Genomic DNA, 16,393 nt, shown 5'->3' on the forward strand with positions numbered 1-16,393 from the left:
GGTGTTGCCGGCGGTTGCAAGCCGGCCAGGCTCAAGCGCCGTTCAGACGCTCCAGCACCTTGGCCGGCATGAAGCCATGCTGCGCCTGGCCGCGCACCACGATCACCGGCATGCCCGGGGTCATGGACATGCCCGGCGTCTGCAGCGTGGCCAGCAGCGCCTTGTAGCGCGCCGCGCAGTCGGCGTCGCGCTCGCCCGAACATTCGCTGAAGCTGACCCCATGCGTCTTCAGGTAGCTGCGCGCCATCTCGCAGAACTCGGAGCTGTCCGCGCACAACATGACGATGTCGCCGGGCTTGGCCGCCGCCGCCAGTGCCCGGGTGATCTGCCGCTCGTTGTGCCAGTGCCACCACTGGGTGCCCGCGCAGAACAGCAGGATCAGGCCGATCAGCACCAGCACCGAGCGGCGCACTTCGGCCGCAGGCTTGGCAGCGGGACCGGCGGCGGTGCTCAAGATCAAGCGGCGGCGGTGATCAGGATCTCGACCTTCCACTCCGGCTTGGCCAGCGCGGCCTGCACCGTGGCGCGGGCCGGCGTGTGGCCAGGCACCACCCACTCGGCCCAGACCTCGTTCATGCCGGCGAAGTCGGCCATGTCGGCCAGGAAGATCTCGGCGCGCAGCACGCGGGTCTTGTCGCTGCCGGCGCGTGCCAGCAGCGCGTCGATGGCGGCCAGCACCTCGCGCGTCTGCGCCCGGATGTCGGGCGCGCCGCTCACGGCCACCTGCCCGGCGAGGTAGCACACGCCGTTGTGCACCGTCATCTCGGACAGGCGCGGGCCCGGGTCGAAGCGTTGAACCATGTCAGTGATGTCCTTTCTTGTGGTGATGCGGATGGGGGTGATGCGGTGCCGCCGGGGCGGCCGCCTTCTGCCCCAGCCTGGATTCGGTGCCGGCCAGCAGCTTCTGGATGTTGGCGCTGTGGCGCCAGATCAGCAGCAGGCTCATCACCGCCACCGACAGCACCAGCGGCGAGGGGCCCCAGATCAGCAGCTGGTAGAACGGTGCGAACGCGGCCGACACCAGGGCGGCCAGCGAGGAATAACGCGTGAAGACAGCGACAATGACCCAGGTCAGCAAGGTCGCCAGCCCGAGCCCCGGGTTCAGCGCCAGCAGCACGCCGGCCGCGGTGGCCACGCCCTTGCCGCCGACGAAGCGGAAGAACACCGGCCACAGGTGGCCGAGGAAGGCGGCCAGGCCCACCAGGCCGATCGTCAGCTCGCCATAGCCGTAGCGTGGCTGCAGCAGCAAGGCCAGCAGCACGGGCACGTAGCCCTTGAGCGCATCGAAGGCCAGCGTCAGCACCGCAGCCTTGCGGTTGCCCGAACGCAGCACGTTGGTGGCGCCCGGGTTCTTCGAGCCGTAGCTGCGCGGATCGGCCAGGCCCATTGCGCGGCTGATGATCACGGCAAACGACAGCGAGCCGATCAGGTAGGCGGCCACGATGGCCACCAGGCTGTAGAGCAGGTCCATGGGTCAGGGCAGTGAGGTGGCGAAGTGTACGGTTTCCGGATGTGAGCGCGCGCCGGTCGGTCCCCCCCCCGCCCCCGGGCGGCAGACCGCCTCAAGTTCGGCGCCGGCACGCCGATGGAAGCAGGATGTCAGCCCGTACCCCCTCATCGCCCGGCCATGCCCTGCCCTGCTGGAAGCGCGCCCGGCAGTGGCGGGCGGCCCTCACGCTGTGCGCGCTGCACGCCGTCCTGCTGGGGGCGCTGCCGGGCCCGGCCCATGCCGAACCCAGCCCGGCGCTGCAGGCCTTTGGCGGCCCGAGCGGCCTGCAGCAGCTGAGCAGCGAGTTCGTCGACCGCCTCAAGGCCGATGCGCGCCTGGCCCCCTTCTTCAAGGACAGCAACCCGCGCAACCTGAAGAAGCAGCTGGCCGACCAGTTCTGCGTCGTGCTGGAAGGCCCCTGCGTCTACGACGGCGAGACGATGAAGAACTCGCATGCGGATCTCAAGATCGGCCGCAAGGACTTCAATGCGCTGGTCGAGGTGCTGCAGCAGGCGATGGATGCACGCGGCGTGCCCTTCGCCGCGCAGAACCAGCTGCTGGCCCGGCTGGCGCCGATGCACCGCGACGTGATCACCGTGCATTGATCACGCCGCGCGCGACCCCGGGCTGCGCCGGGTTACCGCGCTTACAAGCCTGCCACCCCCGCGGCCGACAGGGCCTTCGGACAATGCGCCGATGAAGCCCCTGCTGCCCGCACGCCGCCCGTTGCGGCCCTTGCGCCTCTTTCTCGACCTGCCCGCCACGGCCATCCTCGACCGCCGCGGCCTGCTGCTCGGCGCAGGCGGCGCGCTGCTGCTGGGCGCCTGCGGCGGCGGCGGTGAAGACGACCCGGCCGCCATGCCCACCCAGCATGCCCAGGCCGGCAAGAACGCCGCGCTGCCGGCCGAGGCGCGCGCCGTGGTGCAGGCCGCGCCGGTGTACGGCAGCTTTGCCGGCGCCAGCCTGGGCGCCGGCGCGGCTCTGAACGGTGCCATCGCCTTTCCGGCCACCAACGCCTGGAACACCGCGATCGACACGCAGGCCGTCGATCCGAACTCGGCCGCGCTGATCGCCAGCATCGGCCTGTCCACCGGCCTGCACCCCGACTTCGGCGCCGGCCTGTACCAGGGCGCACCGATCGGCATTCCGTATGTCGTGGTGGCCGGCAACCAGCCCAAGGTCAGGATCCGCTTCGTGGCCTATGGCGACGAGAGCGACCCCGGCCCCTACCCCGTGCCTTCCGACGCACCGATCGAAGGTGGCACCCGCAGCCGCGGCGACCGCCATGTGCTGGTGATCGACCGCGACAACAACCGGCTGTACGAGCTGTACCGCGCCTTCCCGGCCAAGGGCGGCGGCTGGCTGGCCGATTGCGGTGCCGTGTTCCACCTCGACAGCGACACCGTGCGACCCACGGCCCAGCCCGGCTGGACCAGTGCCGACGCCGCCGGCCTGCCCATCTTCCCCGGCCTGGCGCGCTGGGAGGAAGCCGCGCTCGGCCCCGGCGGCATCCGCCATGCGCTGCGCTTCACGGTGGCCAGGAGCCGCAAGGCCTACCTGCCACCGGCCAACCACTGGGCCTCCAGCGACACCAGCGCCAACCTGCCGCCGATGGGCATGCGCGTGCGGCTGAAGGCCAGCTACGCGATCCCCGCCAGCTTCAGCACCGAGAGCCGCGCGCTGCTGCAGGCAATGAAGACCTACGGCCTGATCGTCGCCGACAACGGCAGCAACTGGTACGTCAGCGGCGCGCCGGATGCGCGCTGGAACAACGACAAGCTGGTCAGCGAACTCGGCAGCGTGAAGGGCGAGCAGTTCGAGGTGGTGCGCATGCAGGGTCTGGTCACGCCGTGAGCGAGCATGCGGTCTGGTGCAGCGGCAGCAGCACCGTGAAGGTCGTGCCCTGTCCGACGCGGCTGCGCACGCGCATCTCGCCGCCCATCGAGCCCACCAGCTCCTTGCAGATCGACAGGCCGAGCCCGTGGCCCTTGACCTGCGAATCCTGGATGCCCAGGCGCTCGAAGGGCCGGTAGAGCCTGCCGATCTGTTCCTCGGTCAGGCCGGGACCGGTGTCGTGGACTTCGATGCGGGCTTCCGCACCCGACTGCACCCGAACCCGCACGCGGCCGCCCGGCCGGTTGTACTTGATCGCGTTGCTCACCAGGTTCACCACCACCTGACACAGCGCACGCCGGTCGCCCATCGCCGCGACCGCGCTGCGGTCGTCGAACAGCACCGCGATGCCGCGCGCCTGCGCATCGCGCTCGGTGATGCGCATCGCATCGCGCACCACCTCGTGCATGTCCACCGGCGCGCTCTGCAGCAATGCGCCGGCGGTTCCGGCGCGGCCCAGCTCCATCAGCAGGTCCAGCACGTCCACCATGTGCCAGCCGGTTGGCCTGGCTGCTGGCCTCGGCCTGCTCCTTCGCGCGGCGCAGCGCCTCGATCGTGCCATCGGGGATCAGGTCGCCCACCCGCGGCGGCCGGATGCCGTGGTCGTGCGCGAACGACAAGGAGTCGTGGACCCAGGTGTAGCGGTGCCGCACGTCGGTCTCCCAAAGCCAGTCGCCCGAGGCGCGGGCCACGTCTTCCAGCCGTTCGGTCAGCAGGCGCGCCTCGCGCACCTGCTGCTCCAGGCTGGATGCAGGTTCGGGCACGTCCATCACGGCCACTGCAGCTGCGCGGGCGATGTTCGCCGAACGCAGGGTCTTGTCGTCATCCACCGGGATGCACATGCTGGTCTCCTTTGCGAGGACCAAAACGGCTCCCTCGAAAGTCCCAAGTCCGGTTGTCTCGAATCAGGCGCCGATGCCGGACACTTCGCGCCCTTGATGCGCGGCGGCCTGCCAGATGGCCATGAAGTCCGCCGCCTCGAGCGAGGCGCCGCCCACCAGCACGCCGGCCACCTGCTGGCGGCCCAGGATGGCCTGCGCATTGCGCGCATTCACGCTGCCGCCGTAGAGGATGGGCACCGTGCCGGCAGGCAGCCCGGCATGGAAGGCCAGCAGCTCGGCGATCACCGCATGCGTGTCGTCGATCAGCCCGGGCGCCAGCGCCTGGCCGCTGCCGATGGCCCACACCGGCTCGTAGGCCAGCACCACCGCACCCAGCTCGCGGCCCAGCGTGCGTGCCAGCTGCAGCAGCTGGCGGCGCAGCGCCAGCGCGGTCTGCTCGGCGTCGCGCTCCTCCGCGCTCTCGCCGATGCACACCACCGGCGTCAGGCCAGCGGCCAGCGCCCGCCGCGCCTTCAGCGCGACCTGGCCGTCGGTCTCGCCATGCGCGGCACGGCGCTCGGATTGGCCGACGATCACATAACGCACACCCAGCTCGGCCAGCATGCGGGCCGACACCTCGCCGGTGTGGGCGCCTTCGTCCTCGGCCGAGCAGTCCTGCGCGCCCCACAGCAGCGGCGTGGCGGCCAGCAGGGTCTGCGCCGCGGGCAGCAGCGGGTACGGCACGCACAGCGCCGCCGGGCAGCCGCCTGGCGCGGCAGCGGCCAGCGCGGCAAAGCTGCGCAAGCGCGGCACCGAGCCGTTCATCTTCCAGTTGCCGATCACCAGCTTGCGCGGATTCATCTGACGAACTTCCCGGCGCGCGAATACACGGTCAGGTCCACCTGGGCCGGCGTGCGCCGGGCCTTGCCATGGAAGCCGCCGAGGTAGCCACCGAAGTCGCGCGGCGGCAATCGATCCAGCGCCTCGGCCAGCTTCGCGGGCGTGAACTCGCGCATGCTGCGCAGCGCATCGACCAGCAGGCTGGCCGCGAGGTAGGCCTCCATGCTGGCGAAAGAAATCTCCAGCCGATGCCGCGTGCAAAACGCCTGAAAGACGCGGCCGACCTGCGACGAGCCGGCCCACGGGAAAGGCACCACCTGCGTCACCGACAGCCCGACGGCGCGCGGCCCCAGCAGGTCCATCAAGGCCGTGCCGCCGACGGTGGACAGCGTATAGAACAGGCCCTGGTAGCCGGCACGCCGCACCGCGTCGACGAAGTGCGCGCTGGCCACGTAGTCGGCGCCGAGCAGGATGGCCTGCGGGTCGCCCGCCAGCACCGAGGACACCGCGCCGGGCAGGCTGTGCTCGCTGCCCTCGTGGTCGATGCTGCTGATCGAGGCCACGGTGTCGCCGCGCGCCTCGAACGAAGCCATCATCGCGTCCCGCAGTTCCCAGCCCTGCGAGTTGTACTCGGCCAGCAGCGAGACGCGGCCGATGCCGATCTGCCGCGTGTGGCGCGCGATGTACTCGACCTCGTCGACGTGGCCGGCGCGCAGGTTGTAGACCCAGGGCAGCAGGCCCGAGCGCAGTTCCTGCGAGCCGCTGAAGGCGGCGATGTAGGGCAGGCCTTCCTCGGCCGCGCCGCGCGCGCCGGCGCGGTGCGCCCCGGCACCGACGAAGCCGAACAGCGCCAGCACCTGGTGCTGCGCGGCGAGCAGCTTGACGTTGACGGCGGTGCGCTCGGGGCGGTCTTCGTCGTCGAGCGTGACCAGCTCGATCTCGTGCCCGCCGATCCCGCCCTGCGCATTGACGTCGGCGAACACCGCCAGCGCCGCGTCGCGGCAGGCCACGCCCACCCGCGCCAGCGGCCCGCTGATCGGCGCCGACTGGCCGATCCTGATCGGCGTCGGGCCCACGCTGCGCGCGCCGGCCGTCGCGGTCAGCAGGCTTGCCGAGCCCAGGAGCAGGTGGCGCCGCCGCATGGCCCGGCTACCAGTGCAGCGCCGCGGTGTGCACCGGCGCGTCCCACAGCGACTTCAGCTCGTCGTCGAGCAGCGTCACCGTCAGCGAGGCACCGGCCATCTCCAGCGCGGTGGTGTAGTTGCCCACCAGCGAGCGCACCGGCACCAGGCCTTCGTCGCGCAGGCGGCGCGCGGCGCAGTGGTACAGCAGGTACAGCTCCATCAGCGGCGTGCCGCCGAAGCCGTTGACATGCAGCAGCAGCTCGCGCCCGCGCCCGGGCTTCAGGTCGGCCAGGATCGCGCGCATCAGCTCGTCGACGATCAGGCTCGCGGGCTTGATCTTCTCGCGCCGCCGGCCGGGCTCGCCGTGGATGCCGACGCCGATCTCCATCTCGTCGTCGCCGATGTCGAAGGTGGTGCGGCCGGCCGCCGGCACGGTGCAGCTGGTGAAGGCCACGCCCATCGACGCGGTGGCGGCATTGACGCGGTCGCCCAGCGCCTTGCACTCCAGCAAGGTGGCGCCGGCCTCGGCGGCCGCACCGACCATCTTCTCGACCATCACCGTGCCGGCCACGCCGCGGCGGCCGGTGGTGTGGGTGGAGTTCTCGACCGCCACGTCGTCATTGACCAGCACGGTGGCGTTCTCCAGCTCCATCATCTCGCTGGCCATCTGGAAGTTCATCAGGTCGCCGGAGTAGTTCTTGACGATCAGCAGCACGCCCTGGCCCGAGTGCACGGCCGAGGCCGCGCCGAGGATCTGGTCCGGCGTGGGCGAGGTGAACACCTGGCCTGCGCAGGCGGCGTCCAGCATGCCGCGGCCGACGAAGCCGGCGTGCAGTGGCTCATGCCCCGAGCCACCGCCGGACAGCAGCGCCACCTTCTTCTCCGCGCGTTCGGCCCGGGCCACGAAGGTCGGCTCGAACTCCACCCGCAGCAGGCCGGGATGCGCGTCGACCATGCCGCCGAGCGACTCGCGCATCACCGATTCGACGTCGTTGATGAACTTCTTCATGCGGCCTCCGACGGCGTTTCCTGTTGCAGCACGGTCTGGCAGACGGCGGCGATGGCCACCGCGCAGGTCTTGCAGCCGGGGTCGATGTGACCCAGCGCGCGCTCGCCGAGGAAGGATGCGCGGCCCTTGCTGGCGATCATGTCGCGCGTGGCCAGCATGTTCTGCTCGGCCTCGTGCGTCAGCTGCGCGCACACCTGCGCCAGCGCCGCATGCTCCTCGGTCAGGCGCAGCAGCAGGCGCGACACCGGGATCAGCACGTCCAGCATCGTCTTCTCGCCGACGTCGGCCTTGCCGCGGGTCTTGATCGCCTCGACACCCTGGGCGAAGGCCAGCGCGAACTCGCTGCGGTTCGGCTCCTCGACGCCTTCGAGCTGCTTGCCCATGGCCATGAAGAAGCTGGCGATCAGCGGGCCCGAGGCGCCGCCGATGGTGCCCAGCAGCTTCATGCCGACCTTGTGCAGCGCCAACGCCGGCGGCAGCGTGCGCAACTCGGGGCTCATCGCCACCGCCACCTCGCAGCCGCGGCGCACGTTGATGAAGTGGTCGCCGTCGCCGATGGCACGGTCCAGCGATTCGATCTGCGCCTCGTTGGCGAGGATGGCGCTTTGCACGGCGGCGAGCGCGTCGATGATCATCGGGGTGTTCAAGATTTCTCCTTGTCGGTCGCTTCGGTGGGTCAGGCGTGGGCGGCGGGCGTGGCCAGGCGATGTCCGCTTGCATCGAAGAACATGCAGCGCTCGGCGGGAAAGGCGTACTGCACGCGCGCGCCGGGCACCAGGGCCTGGTCGTGCAGGCTGCGGGCGCGCACCTCGACGCCCGATCGTTCGGCAATCACCAGGTGCTTGACCAGCGAGCATTCGATGACGTGGTAGGCCGGCGAGCCGTCGTCCGGCCCCAGCACCACGTCCTCGGGCCGGATCGCCACATGCACCGCCCGCGGATCCACATGGCCGGCGAACCAGGCCGCCGGCAGCACGTTGATCGCCGGCGAGCCCAGGCGCTGCGCGACGTCCAGCGTCTGCGGCTGGTCGTAGATCTCGCGCGGCGTGCCCACCTGGCGCACGCGGCCGTGCTCGAGGATCGCGATGCGGTCGGCCAGCGTCGTCGCCTCGACCTGGTCGTGCGTGACGTACACCACCGTGGCCCCGCTGCTGCGCTGCAGGCGCTTGAGCTCGACGCGCAGTTCCTCGCGCAGCCCGGCGTCCAGCGAGGACAGCGGCTCGTCCATCAGGTACACGCGCGGCTCGCGCACCAGCGCGCGGCCGATCGCCACGCGCTGCATCTCGCCGCCGGACAGCGCGGTCGACTTGCGCTGCAGCTTGCTGTCGATGTGCAGCAGCGCGGCCACGCGCTCAACGCGGCGGCGGATCTCGGCCTCGGGCAGGCGGCGCATTGGCGCGCGCAGCGGGAAGGCGATGTTGTCGTACACGCTCAGGTGCGGGTACAGCGAATACTGTTGGAACACGAAGGCGCAATCGCGCTGCGCCGGCGCCGCACCGCCGAGGTCCTGGCCGTTCATGCGCAGCACGCCGGCATCGGGCGCTTCCAGGCCGGCGATCAGCCGCAGCGTGGTGGTCTTGCCCGCGCCGCTGGGGCCCAGCAGCACGAAGAACTCGCCATCGGCGATGTCGAGATGGAGCTCGTCGACGGCCGTCACCGCGCCGAAGCGCTTCGTGATGCCTTGCAGGGAAATGCTAGCCATGGCGCATGCTCGGTCGGTGGGCAGAGGTGGTGACGCTGGGCATCAGGCGCCCGCTGTCGGCGTCGAACAGCACCAGGCGCGCGGTGTCGAAGGCCAGGCCGACGCGCTCGCCCTCGACCGGGCGCGTGCCCTTGTCGACCAGTGCCTTCAGCGAGCCGGCAGCGGTGCTCAGCTCGGCGATCCAGTGCGAGCCGAAATACTCGACGCTCTCGACCTGGCCGGCCAGCCCGCTGCCCGCCGGCTGCAGCCGCACATGCTCGGGCCGCACGCCCAGCAGCGCGCGCCCGGCGCTGGCTTCGACTGGCGGCACCTCGATGGCCTGCCCGTCCAGCTGCACGCGCTGCGCGCCGGCTTCGACCGCGCCGTGCACCTGCAGCAGGTTCATCGGCGGGCGGCCGATGAAGCGCGCGACGAACACGCAGGACGGGAAGTGGTAGATGCCGTGCGGGTCGTCGGCCTGCAGGATCTCGCCGCGGTCCATCACCACGATGTGGTCGGCCAGCGCCATCGCCTCGTTCTGGTCGTGGGTGACGAACACGGTGGTGGTCTTCAACCGCTCGTGCAGCTTGCGCAGCTCCACGCACATCAGCTCGCGGAACTCGGCGTCCAGCGTGCCCAACGGCTCGTCCATCAAAAAGGCCTTGGGCTCGCGCACGATGGCGCGGCCCAAGGCAACACGTTGACGGTCGCCGCCTGCGAGGCCCCCAACGCGCGAACCCAGCAGATGCCCGATGCGCAGGATGCCGGCCACCTCGTCCACCCGGCGCCGGATCTCGGCCTTGGGCACGCCTTCATTGCGCAGCGGGAACTCCAGGTTCTCGCGCACGCCCAGGTGCGGGTACAGCGCGAAGAGCTGGAACACCATCGCGATGTCGCGTTCGCGCGGCCGCAGGTAGGTGACGTCGCTACCGCCCAAGGTGATCGTCCCGGCGGTCGGGTACTCGAGCCCGGCGATCATGCGCAAGGTGGTGGTCTTGCCGCAGCCCGAGGGCCCCAGCAGCACGACGAACTTGCCGTCTTCGAGCAGCAGCGAGGAGTTCTTCACCGCGGTGAAGTCGGCAAAGCGCTTCTGCAGGTTCTGGATTCGGATCTCGGCCATGGTGATCAATCCTGCGAAGCCCGAGGGCCTTGCGGCAGCTTGCCGGCGATGGAATAGCCGATGACGCCGGCCAGCAGCACGGTGAAGCCGTAGCTGTAGACCTCGATCGACCAGGGCTGCATCAGCATGGCCAGGCCGATGCCGATCAGCGCGGTGGTGCCGTGTTCCCACGGTGCACGGTGAAAAAAGCGCTTCATTTCCTGATGGCTCCGAAGGTCACGCCGCGCAGCAGGTGCTTGCGCAGCAGCACGGTGAACAGCAGCACCGGCAGCAGGAACAGCGTGGTGCCGGCGGCCATCGCCGGCCAGTCGAGCCCGCCCTCGCCGATGATGGTCGGGATGAACGGCGGCGAGGTCTGTGCGGTGCCGCTGGTCAACAGCAGTGCAAAGGCGTACTCGTTCCACGCGAAGATCAGGCAGAAGATCGAGGTCGTCGCGATGCCGGTGGCCGCCTGCGGCAGCACCACCTTCAGGAAGGCCTGCCAGCGGGTGTAGCCGTCGACCATCGCGGCCTCTTCGTACTCGCGCGGGATCTCGTCCATGAAGCCCTTGAGCAGCCAGACCGAGAGCGAGAGGTTCACCACCGTGTACAGCAGGATCAGGCCGACATGGGTGTCGTTCAGGCCGATCTGGCGGAACATCAGGTACACCGGGATCGCGATGGCGATCGGCGGCATCATCCGCGTCGACAGGATGAAGAACAGCAGGTCGTCCTTGCCCGGCACGCGGAAGCGCGAGAAGGCATAGGCCGCCAGCGTGCCCAGCACCACCGAGAGCAGGGTCGAGCCGAAGCCGATCAGCAGCGAGTTCGAGTAGCGGTCGATGAAGCGCGACGGGCCGGCCAGGATCATCTGCTGCTCGCGCACCAGCTTTTCGTACCAGGTGGCCGGCGGCGGCAGCGCGGCCAGCTCCTCGGCCGAGACGCGCGACCGCGTCGTGAACAGGTTGACGTAGCCGATCAGCGAGGATTCGGCCACTACTTTCGGCGGGTAGGCGATCGCGTCCTGCGGCGTGCGGAAGCTGGTCATGAAGATCCAGGCCAGCGGGATCAGCGAGACCAGCGCATAGCCGATCACGACGATGCCGGCGAACCACTTCGCGCGAGCGCTGGGCTCCAATGGAGAGTGGGGAACGGTTCTCATCGCTGCTTCACCTTGTCCAGGAAGCGCACCGCCACCAGCGAGAGCCCGTAGATCGAGACGAACATGATGATCGCCAGGGCCGAGGCGTAGCCGGTGCGCCACTTCTCGAAGGCCTCGCGCTTGAGGTGGATCGAGGCCAGTTCGGTCACCGAGCCGGGACCGCCATTGGTCAGCTGGTCCACCAGGTCGAACATCTTGAAGTTCTCGATGGTGCGGAACAGCAGCGCGAGGATGATGAAGGGCAGCACCATCGGCAGCGTGATGCGCCAGAAGGTGGTCCAGGCCGAGGCCCGGTCGATCTCGGCCGCCTCGTACAGGTAGGGCGGGATCGAGCGCAGGCCGGCCAGCAGCAGCAGCATCACGTACGGCGTCCACATCCAGGTGTCCACCAGCACGATGGCCCAGGGCGAGAGCCGGACGTCGCCAAGCATCGTGAAGGTGCCGGGCCCGCCGAAGAAGTTGACGATGTGGTTGAAGATGCCGTACTGGGGCTCGAAGAAGTACTTCCAGAAGGTGCCCACCACGGCCGGCGCCAGCATCATCGGCAGCAGGATCGCGGTGCTCCAGAAGCCGTGCGAACGGAAGCGCTTGTTCAGCAGCAGCGCGAGCACGAAGCCCAGCACCAGCTGCAGAACGATCGACGACACCAGGAAATGCGCGGTGGCGCGAAAGTTCTCCCAGATCGCCGGATCGTTCAGCACGCGCTGGTAGTTGCCGATCGACATCCACGCCGTTTCGGCGTTAGGACGGTTCGCTCGGTAGTTCGTGAACGAGAGCCAGATGGTCCAGATCAACGGAAAGATGTTGAAGGCCAGCAGCAGCACGATGGTGGGGGCCACGAAGATCCAGGCCAGCGTGCGGTCCGACAAGCCGGGATTGGCTGCGAAGGGCTTGTTCATGATCTTCGGAGAGTCCGTGCCGCGGAGGGCAGCGCCCTCCGCAACGTGCGTACCCGCCGTGGGCGTCAGATTGGGTCGCAGGGCCCACCGCGCGAACGCACCCGGCTTCACTTGATCTTCCCGTCTTCCTTGAAGACCTCTTCCCAGTCCTTTTCCAGCGCGTCGAGCGCCTGCTGGGGCGTGCCCTTGCCGGCCACCACGTAGTCATGCACGCGGTTCTGCATTGCCAGCAGCAGCTGCGCGTAGCTCGGCTCGGCCCAGAAGTCCTTGACGATCTTCATCGAGTCCTGGAACACCTGCGCATACGAGGTGCTGGTCGCGAAGCCCGGCTGGTTCAGGATGGCGTTCAGGCAGGTGAAGCCACCGCCGTCCCACCACTTCTGCTGGATCTGCGGCTGGGCAAACCACTTCATGTACTCGAGCGCCAGGTCCTTCTTGTCGGAGTACTTGACGACCGAGATGCCCTGCCCGCCGAGTTGCGCGAACTGCTTGTCACCCTTGGGGATGGCGAAGAAGCCGGTCTTCTCGCCGCCGACCTGCGGGTCCTTCGAGATGCCCGGGAAGAAGGCGATGAAGTTCATCTGCATCGCCACCTGGCCCGACTTGTACGAGTCCAGGTTCTCCGTCATGTAGGCGTTGGAGTGCCCCGGCGGCGTGATGCTGTCGTACAGCTCCTTGTAGAGCTTGAGCCCCTTCACGGCGCCGGCGCCGTTGATGAAGCCTTTCATGTCATACGGCTTCTTCGGGTTGTCGTACTCCATGCCATAGGCGTACATCGTGTTCGTCACGCCCATCGTGATGCCCTCGGAGCCACGCTCGGTGTAGAGCGCCGCGCCGTAGACCTTCTTGCCGTCGATCGTGCGGTTCTGGAAGAACTGGCCGACCTGCTTGAACTCGTCCCAGGTCTTGGGCGGGGCCAGGTCACGGCCGTACTTCTGCTTGAACTCGGCGCGCAGCTCGGGGCGCGCGAACCAGTCCTTGCGGTAGGTGAAGGCCACCGCGTCGCCCATGGCCGGCAGCGCGTAGTAGTTCTTCGTGCCCTTGGGCCAGGTCGAGTAGCCCTCGACGGTGGCCGGCGCGAAGTCGGCCATCTTGATGCCGTTCTTGTCGAAGAACTCGTTGAGCTTGACGTAGTGGCCTTCGGTGGCCGCCGAGCCGATCCATTGGCTGTCGCCGATCAGCAGGTCGCACAGCTTGCCCTTGGAGTTCAGCTCGTTGAGCATGCGCTGCGCGAAGTTCGGCCAGGGCACGAACTCGTACTTCATCGCGATGCCGGTCTTGGCGGTGAAGTCCTTCGACAGTTCCACCAGGGCGTTGGCCGGGTCCCAGGCCGCCCAGCACAGCGTCAACTGTTTCTGCTGGGCCTGCGCGCCACCACACATCAGCGCGGCCGTCGCGAGCGTGCTCGCGGCGATGGCCAGCCGGGTCTTGTTGAAGCTCATCCTCGGTCTCCTGTTCGAAATCGGTTTGCGGCCGTGACGCCGCGGGCTTTTGCATCGGGCGCGGCTCGCTGCCGCCCCGGGCCAGGGGCCCGCCACCAGCGCTTGATGCGGCCCTTGGGATGAAGTGTAGGAACATCAATTAATAAATCACTCAATGGAAACCCTAAATCAATCAGGCGCGTCATCGCGGTGCGTGAACTGGGGCGCAGGTCGCACACCCGAACGCCATCACCTCTGCTGCCCTCGGGGAGCTCCCATTGGTCAACAGGCGCCGAATCGGCGACACTGCGATCGATTTAGTTCCTGGCGGCATTCCACGCGGCGCTCATGACGACGACCCCGGTCACCATCACCAAGATTGCCGAGACGGCCGGCGTCAGCACGGCCACGGTCGACCGGGTGCTGAACAACCGGCCCGGCGTCAACCCGGCCACGGTGCGCAAGGTGCGTGAGGCGATGGCCGCGTTGGGCGGCGCTGCGCCGATCCGCGGCCGGCCCCGCTCGACCTCGAACTACCGTTTCGCCTTCGTGCTGCCGGCCGCGCGCCTGGGCTTCTTCGACCTGGTGGACCGGGTCATCGCGCAGGCGGCCGGCGACTTTCGCCACCAGCACATCACCGAGGTCACGCACCGGCTGCCCGCGGTCGACCCCCAGGCCTTCGCGGTCGAATTGGGCAAGCTGTCCGACCTCGATGGCATCGCGCTGCTGGCGCCGGACGTGCCGCCGGTGAAGCTGGCGATCAACGAGCTGGTGCGCGCCGGCGTGCACGTGGTGACGCTGTTCTCCGACGTGCCCGGCTCGCTGCGCGAAACCGCGATTGGCGCCGACAGCCGCGCCGCCGGCCGCACCGCCGGTCTGCTGCTGGGGCGCTCGCTGCCGCGCGAGCAGCAGTCGCTGTGCGCGCTGCTGTCACCGGCCACGCGCTACGCCGCCGAGATCGATCGCCGCATCGGCTTCCAGCAAGTGCTCGAGGAACGCTTTCCGCTGGCCCAGGCGCTGCGCCTGTTCGAGCTGCCCGAGTCGGAGGACGAGGCCTACGAGTACGCCCGTGGCGTGCTGGCGCCGGCGGCCACAGGCGGCCGGCTCAGCGGCATCTACAACGTCGGCCCCTGCAGCTTCGGCGTGGCCAGAGCACTGGCCGAACACGGCTATGGCCACGAGCTGGTGTTCATCGCGCACGACCTGCTCGAGGTGCACCGCTCGATGCTGCTGTCGGGCGCGCTGAGCTACCTGCTGCACCAGGACGTGCAGTACGCGGTGACCGCGGCCACGCGGGTGCTGCGCGCGCTGTGCGACGGGGTGCGCGGCGCGCTGGCCATCAACAACCCGCGCATCGAGATCCTGACCGCGGAAAACCTCGCGTGACAGCCACGCCCCCTGCAACCCACAATGGCCCGAGCCCCTGACGCGGCGATGAAGAAGTTCCTCAATGCCTCCGAAGACCTGGTGCGCGACAGCGTCGCCGGGCTGGTCCTCGCGCACCAGGACCTGCTGGTGCTGAACGAGTCGCCGCTGTTTGTCGTCCGCAGCCAGGCCAAGCAAGGCCGGGTGGCGCTGCTTTCCGGAGGAGGCTCAGGGCATGAGCCTCTGCACACCGGCTACGTCGGCCACGGCATGCTCGACGCCGCCTGCCCGGGCGAGGTGTTCACCGCGCCCACGCCGGACCAGATCGCGGCGGCAGCCCAACGCGTCGAGGCCGGCCAGGGCGTGCTGATGATCGTGAAGAACTACGCCGGCGATGTCGCCAGCTTCCAGGTGGCGGCCGACATGCTGGAGATCGACTGCGCCACCGTGCTGGTGAACGACGATGTGGCGGTCGACTACTCCACCCGCTCCCCGGGCCGCCGCGGCGTGGCCGGTACGCTGGTGGTCGAGAAGATGATCGGTGCCGCCGCCGAGGCCGGTGCCGACCTGTACGAGTGCAAGGCGCTGGGCGCACGGGTCAACACCAACACTGCGTCGATGGGCGTCGCGCTGACGAGCTGCACCGTGCCCGAGGCCGGCGCGCCCACCTTCGACATCGGCGCTGGCGAGATGGAGGTGGGCGTCGGCATCCACGGCGAGCCGGGGCGCTACCGGCGCGCGCTGATGCCGGCCAACGACATCGTCGCGCTGCTGCTCGAGCCGGTGCTGAAAGACCTGGGCCTGGCCGCCGGGCGCGAGGTGCTGCTGCATGTCAACGGCTTCGGCGGCACGCCGCTGATCGAGCTGCACCTGCTGAACCACATCGCCACGCAACAGCTGCGCGCCCAAGGCCTGCAGGTCAAGCGCTGGCTGGTCGGCAACCACAGCACCTCGCTCGAGATGGCCGGCGCTTCGCTGACGCTGACGGCGCTGGACGACGAGCTGCTGCGGCTGTGGGACGCCCCTGTCGTCACGCCGGCCTTGCGCTGGTAGCGCCCGCCTCCGCCACCGCTTCTTCCACCGCCTGCAAGCGGAACTGCGACACCGCCGCCACCAGCGCGGCGGCCTGGGCCTTCATGCTCTCGGCCGCGGCGGCCGATTGCTCGACCAGTGCCGCGTTCTGCTGCGTCATCCGGTCCAGCGTGGCCACCGATTCGTTGATGTGGCCCAGGCCGTCCGATTGCTCGCGCGTGCTGGTGCTGATCTCGCCGAGCATGCCGTTGACCCGCTGCACGCCGGCCAGGATCTGCTGCACGCGGGCGCTGGCGGCATCGGCCAAGGTCGAGCCGCCCTGCACTTCCTCGACGCTGCCGGCGATCAGCTGCTTGATCTCCTTGGCCGCCGCGGCCGAGCGCTGGGCCAGGCTGCGCACCTCGCCGGCCACCACCGCGAAGCCGCGGCCGCTGTCGCCGGCACGCGCGGCCTCCACCGCGGCATTGAGCGCCAGGATGTTGGTCTGGAACGCGATGGCGTCGATGGCGCCGGTGATCTCGGCAATGCGCTTGCTGCTGTCGCAGATGCGCGCCATCT

Annotated in this window: 19 protein-coding genes; 4 read left to right on the forward strand and 15 right to left on the reverse strand. The window is 69.3% G+C overall.

Annotated features, from left to right (window positions below):
• Window positions 1-31 precede the first annotated feature (31 nt).
• From ACILR4_RS07935 to plsY, 3 genes are read right to left on the reverse strand one after another with little or no spacing between them, the layout of a single operon-like run.
• Entirely contained in the window at window positions 32-454 is a 423-nt protein-coding gene (locus ACILR4_RS07935; RefSeq protein ID WP_395700304.1) for a glutaredoxin family protein, read from the reverse strand.
• Between the two features lie 2 nt (window positions 455-456).
• Window positions 457-801: a RidA family protein gene (locus tag ACILR4_RS07940; protein WP_395700305.1), complete on the reverse strand. Its 345-nt coding sequence runs from the start codon at window positions 799-801 to the stop codon at window positions 457-459.
• Between the two features lies 1 nt (window position 802).
• Window positions 803-1,471 carry a glycerol-3-phosphate 1-O-acyltransferase PlsY gene (plsY, locus tag ACILR4_RS07945; protein WP_395700306.1) on the reverse strand — a complete coding sequence of 223 codons (669 nt, stop codon included), beginning with the start codon at window positions 1,469-1,471 and terminating at the stop codon, window positions 803-805.
• 125 nt (window positions 1,472-1,596) lie between these two features.
• Between plsY and ACILR4_RS07950 the strand changes: the two genes are divergently transcribed.
• Both ACILR4_RS07950 and ACILR4_RS07955 read left to right on the forward strand, forming a co-directional pair.
• A complete protein-coding gene (locus tag ACILR4_RS07950; RefSeq protein WP_395700307.1) occupies window positions 1,597-2,094 on the forward strand; it encodes a group 1 truncated hemoglobin in 498 nt (165 codons plus the stop codon).
• A 91-nt stretch (window positions 2,095-2,185) separates the two neighbouring features.
• Window positions 2,186-3,343 carry a hypothetical protein gene (locus tag ACILR4_RS07955; protein WP_395700308.1) on the forward strand — a complete coding sequence of 386 codons (1,158 nt, stop codon included), beginning with the start codon at window positions 2,186-2,188 and terminating at the stop codon, window positions 3,341-3,343.
• Here ACILR4_RS07955 and ACILR4_RS07960 read toward each other — a convergent pair.
• From ACILR4_RS07960 to ACILR4_RS08010, 11 genes are all read right to left on the reverse strand, one after another.
• Window positions 3,333-3,872, reverse strand: coding sequence for a sensor histidine kinase (locus ACILR4_RS07960; protein ID WP_395700309.1), 540 nt, complete (start codon window positions 3,870-3,872; stop codon window positions 3,333-3,335). The two genes, ACILR4_RS07955 and ACILR4_RS07960, sit on opposite strands and share 11 nt — an antisense overlap.
• Before the next feature lie 415 nt (window positions 3,873-4,287).
• Complete coding sequence (gene tpiA, locus ACILR4_RS07965) at window positions 4,288-5,064, reverse strand: triose-phosphate isomerase (RefSeq protein WP_395700310.1); 777 nt, start codon at window positions 5,062-5,064, stop codon at window positions 4,288-4,290.
• On the reverse strand, window positions 5,061-6,185 hold the full coding sequence (locus ACILR4_RS07970) for an ABC transporter substrate-binding protein (protein WP_395700311.1): 1,125 nt from the start codon (window positions 6,183-6,185) through the stop codon (window positions 5,061-5,063). Before ACILR4_RS07970 ends, tpiA begins: the two co-directional genes overlap by 4 nt.
• A gap of 7 nt (window positions 6,186-6,192) precedes the next feature.
• Window positions 6,193-7,176 (reverse strand): dihydroxyacetone kinase subunit DhaK, encoded by a 984-nt coding sequence (gene dhaK / locus ACILR4_RS07975; protein ID WP_395700312.1) that lies wholly within the window; start codon window positions 7,174-7,176, stop codon window positions 6,193-6,195.
• Window positions 7,173-7,823 (reverse strand): dihydroxyacetone kinase subunit DhaL, encoded by a 651-nt coding sequence (gene dhaL / locus ACILR4_RS07980; RefSeq protein WP_395700313.1) that lies wholly within the window; start codon window positions 7,821-7,823, stop codon window positions 7,173-7,175. The genes dhaK (ACILR4_RS07975) and dhaL overlap by 4 nt, the downstream gene beginning before the upstream one ends.
• A 29-nt stretch (window positions 7,824-7,852) precedes the next feature.
• The gene (locus tag ACILR4_RS07985) at window positions 7,853-8,878 is read right to left on the reverse strand and encodes an ABC transporter ATP-binding protein (protein ID WP_395700314.1); all 1,026 of its coding nucleotides are present in this window, start codon (window positions 8,876-8,878) and stop codon (window positions 7,853-7,855) included.
• Window positions 8,871-9,977 carry an ABC transporter ATP-binding protein gene (locus ACILR4_RS07990; protein ID WP_395700315.1) on the reverse strand — a complete coding sequence of 369 codons (1,107 nt, stop codon included), beginning with the start codon at window positions 9,975-9,977 and terminating at the stop codon, window positions 8,871-8,873. Before ACILR4_RS07990 ends, ACILR4_RS07985 begins: the two co-directional genes overlap by 8 nt.
• A 5-nt stretch (window positions 9,978-9,982) precedes the next feature.
• Window positions 9,983-10,174, reverse strand: coding sequence for a hypothetical protein (locus tag ACILR4_RS07995; RefSeq protein ID WP_395700316.1), 192 nt, complete (start codon window positions 10,172-10,174; stop codon window positions 9,983-9,985).
• Window positions 10,171-11,118, reverse strand: coding sequence for a carbohydrate ABC transporter permease (locus ACILR4_RS08000; protein WP_395700317.1), 948 nt, complete (start codon window positions 11,116-11,118; stop codon window positions 10,171-10,173). The genes ACILR4_RS07995 and ACILR4_RS08000 overlap by 4 nt, the downstream gene beginning before the upstream one ends.
• On the reverse strand, window positions 11,115-12,017 hold the full coding sequence (locus tag ACILR4_RS08005; RefSeq protein WP_395700318.1) for a carbohydrate ABC transporter permease: 903 nt from the start codon (window positions 12,015-12,017) through the stop codon (window positions 11,115-11,117). Before ACILR4_RS08005 ends, ACILR4_RS08000 begins: the two co-directional genes overlap by 4 nt.
• A 107-nt stretch (window positions 12,018-12,124) precedes the next feature.
• Window positions 12,125-13,399 carry an ABC transporter substrate-binding protein gene (locus tag ACILR4_RS08010; RefSeq protein WP_395700323.1) on the reverse strand — a complete coding sequence of 425 codons (1,275 nt, stop codon included), beginning with the start codon at window positions 13,397-13,399 and terminating at the stop codon, window positions 12,125-12,127.
• Window positions 13,400-13,786: 387 nt separating this feature from the next.
• Here ACILR4_RS08010 and ACILR4_RS08015 point away from each other — a divergent pair, with 387 nt between their 5' ends.
• Together ACILR4_RS08015 and dhaK (ACILR4_RS08020) are read left to right on the forward strand one after the other, a co-directional pair.
• Window positions 13,787-14,824: a LacI family DNA-binding transcriptional regulator gene (locus ACILR4_RS08015; RefSeq protein ID WP_395700319.1), complete on the forward strand. Its 1,038-nt coding sequence runs from the start codon at window positions 13,787-13,789 to the stop codon at window positions 14,822-14,824.
• A 48-nt stretch (window positions 14,825-14,872) separates the two neighbouring features.
• Window positions 14,873-15,856 (forward strand): dihydroxyacetone kinase subunit DhaK, encoded by a 984-nt coding sequence (dhaK, locus tag ACILR4_RS08020; RefSeq protein WP_395700324.1) that lies wholly within the window; start codon window positions 14,873-14,875, stop codon window positions 15,854-15,856.
• Here dhaK (ACILR4_RS08020) and ACILR4_RS08025 read toward each other — a convergent pair.
• Window positions 15,834-16,393, reverse strand: a 560-nt coding sequence (locus ACILR4_RS08025; protein ID WP_395700320.1) for a methyl-accepting chemotaxis protein, incomplete at its 5' end; no start/stop codon positions are given. The two genes, dhaK (ACILR4_RS08020) and ACILR4_RS08025, sit on opposite strands and share 23 nt — an antisense overlap.

Origin of the sequence: Aquabacterium sp. (assembly GCF_044226965.1) — a bacterium.
Taxonomy (GTDB): Bacteria; Pseudomonadota; Gammaproteobacteria; order Burkholderiales; family Burkholderiaceae_C; genus Pseudaquabacterium.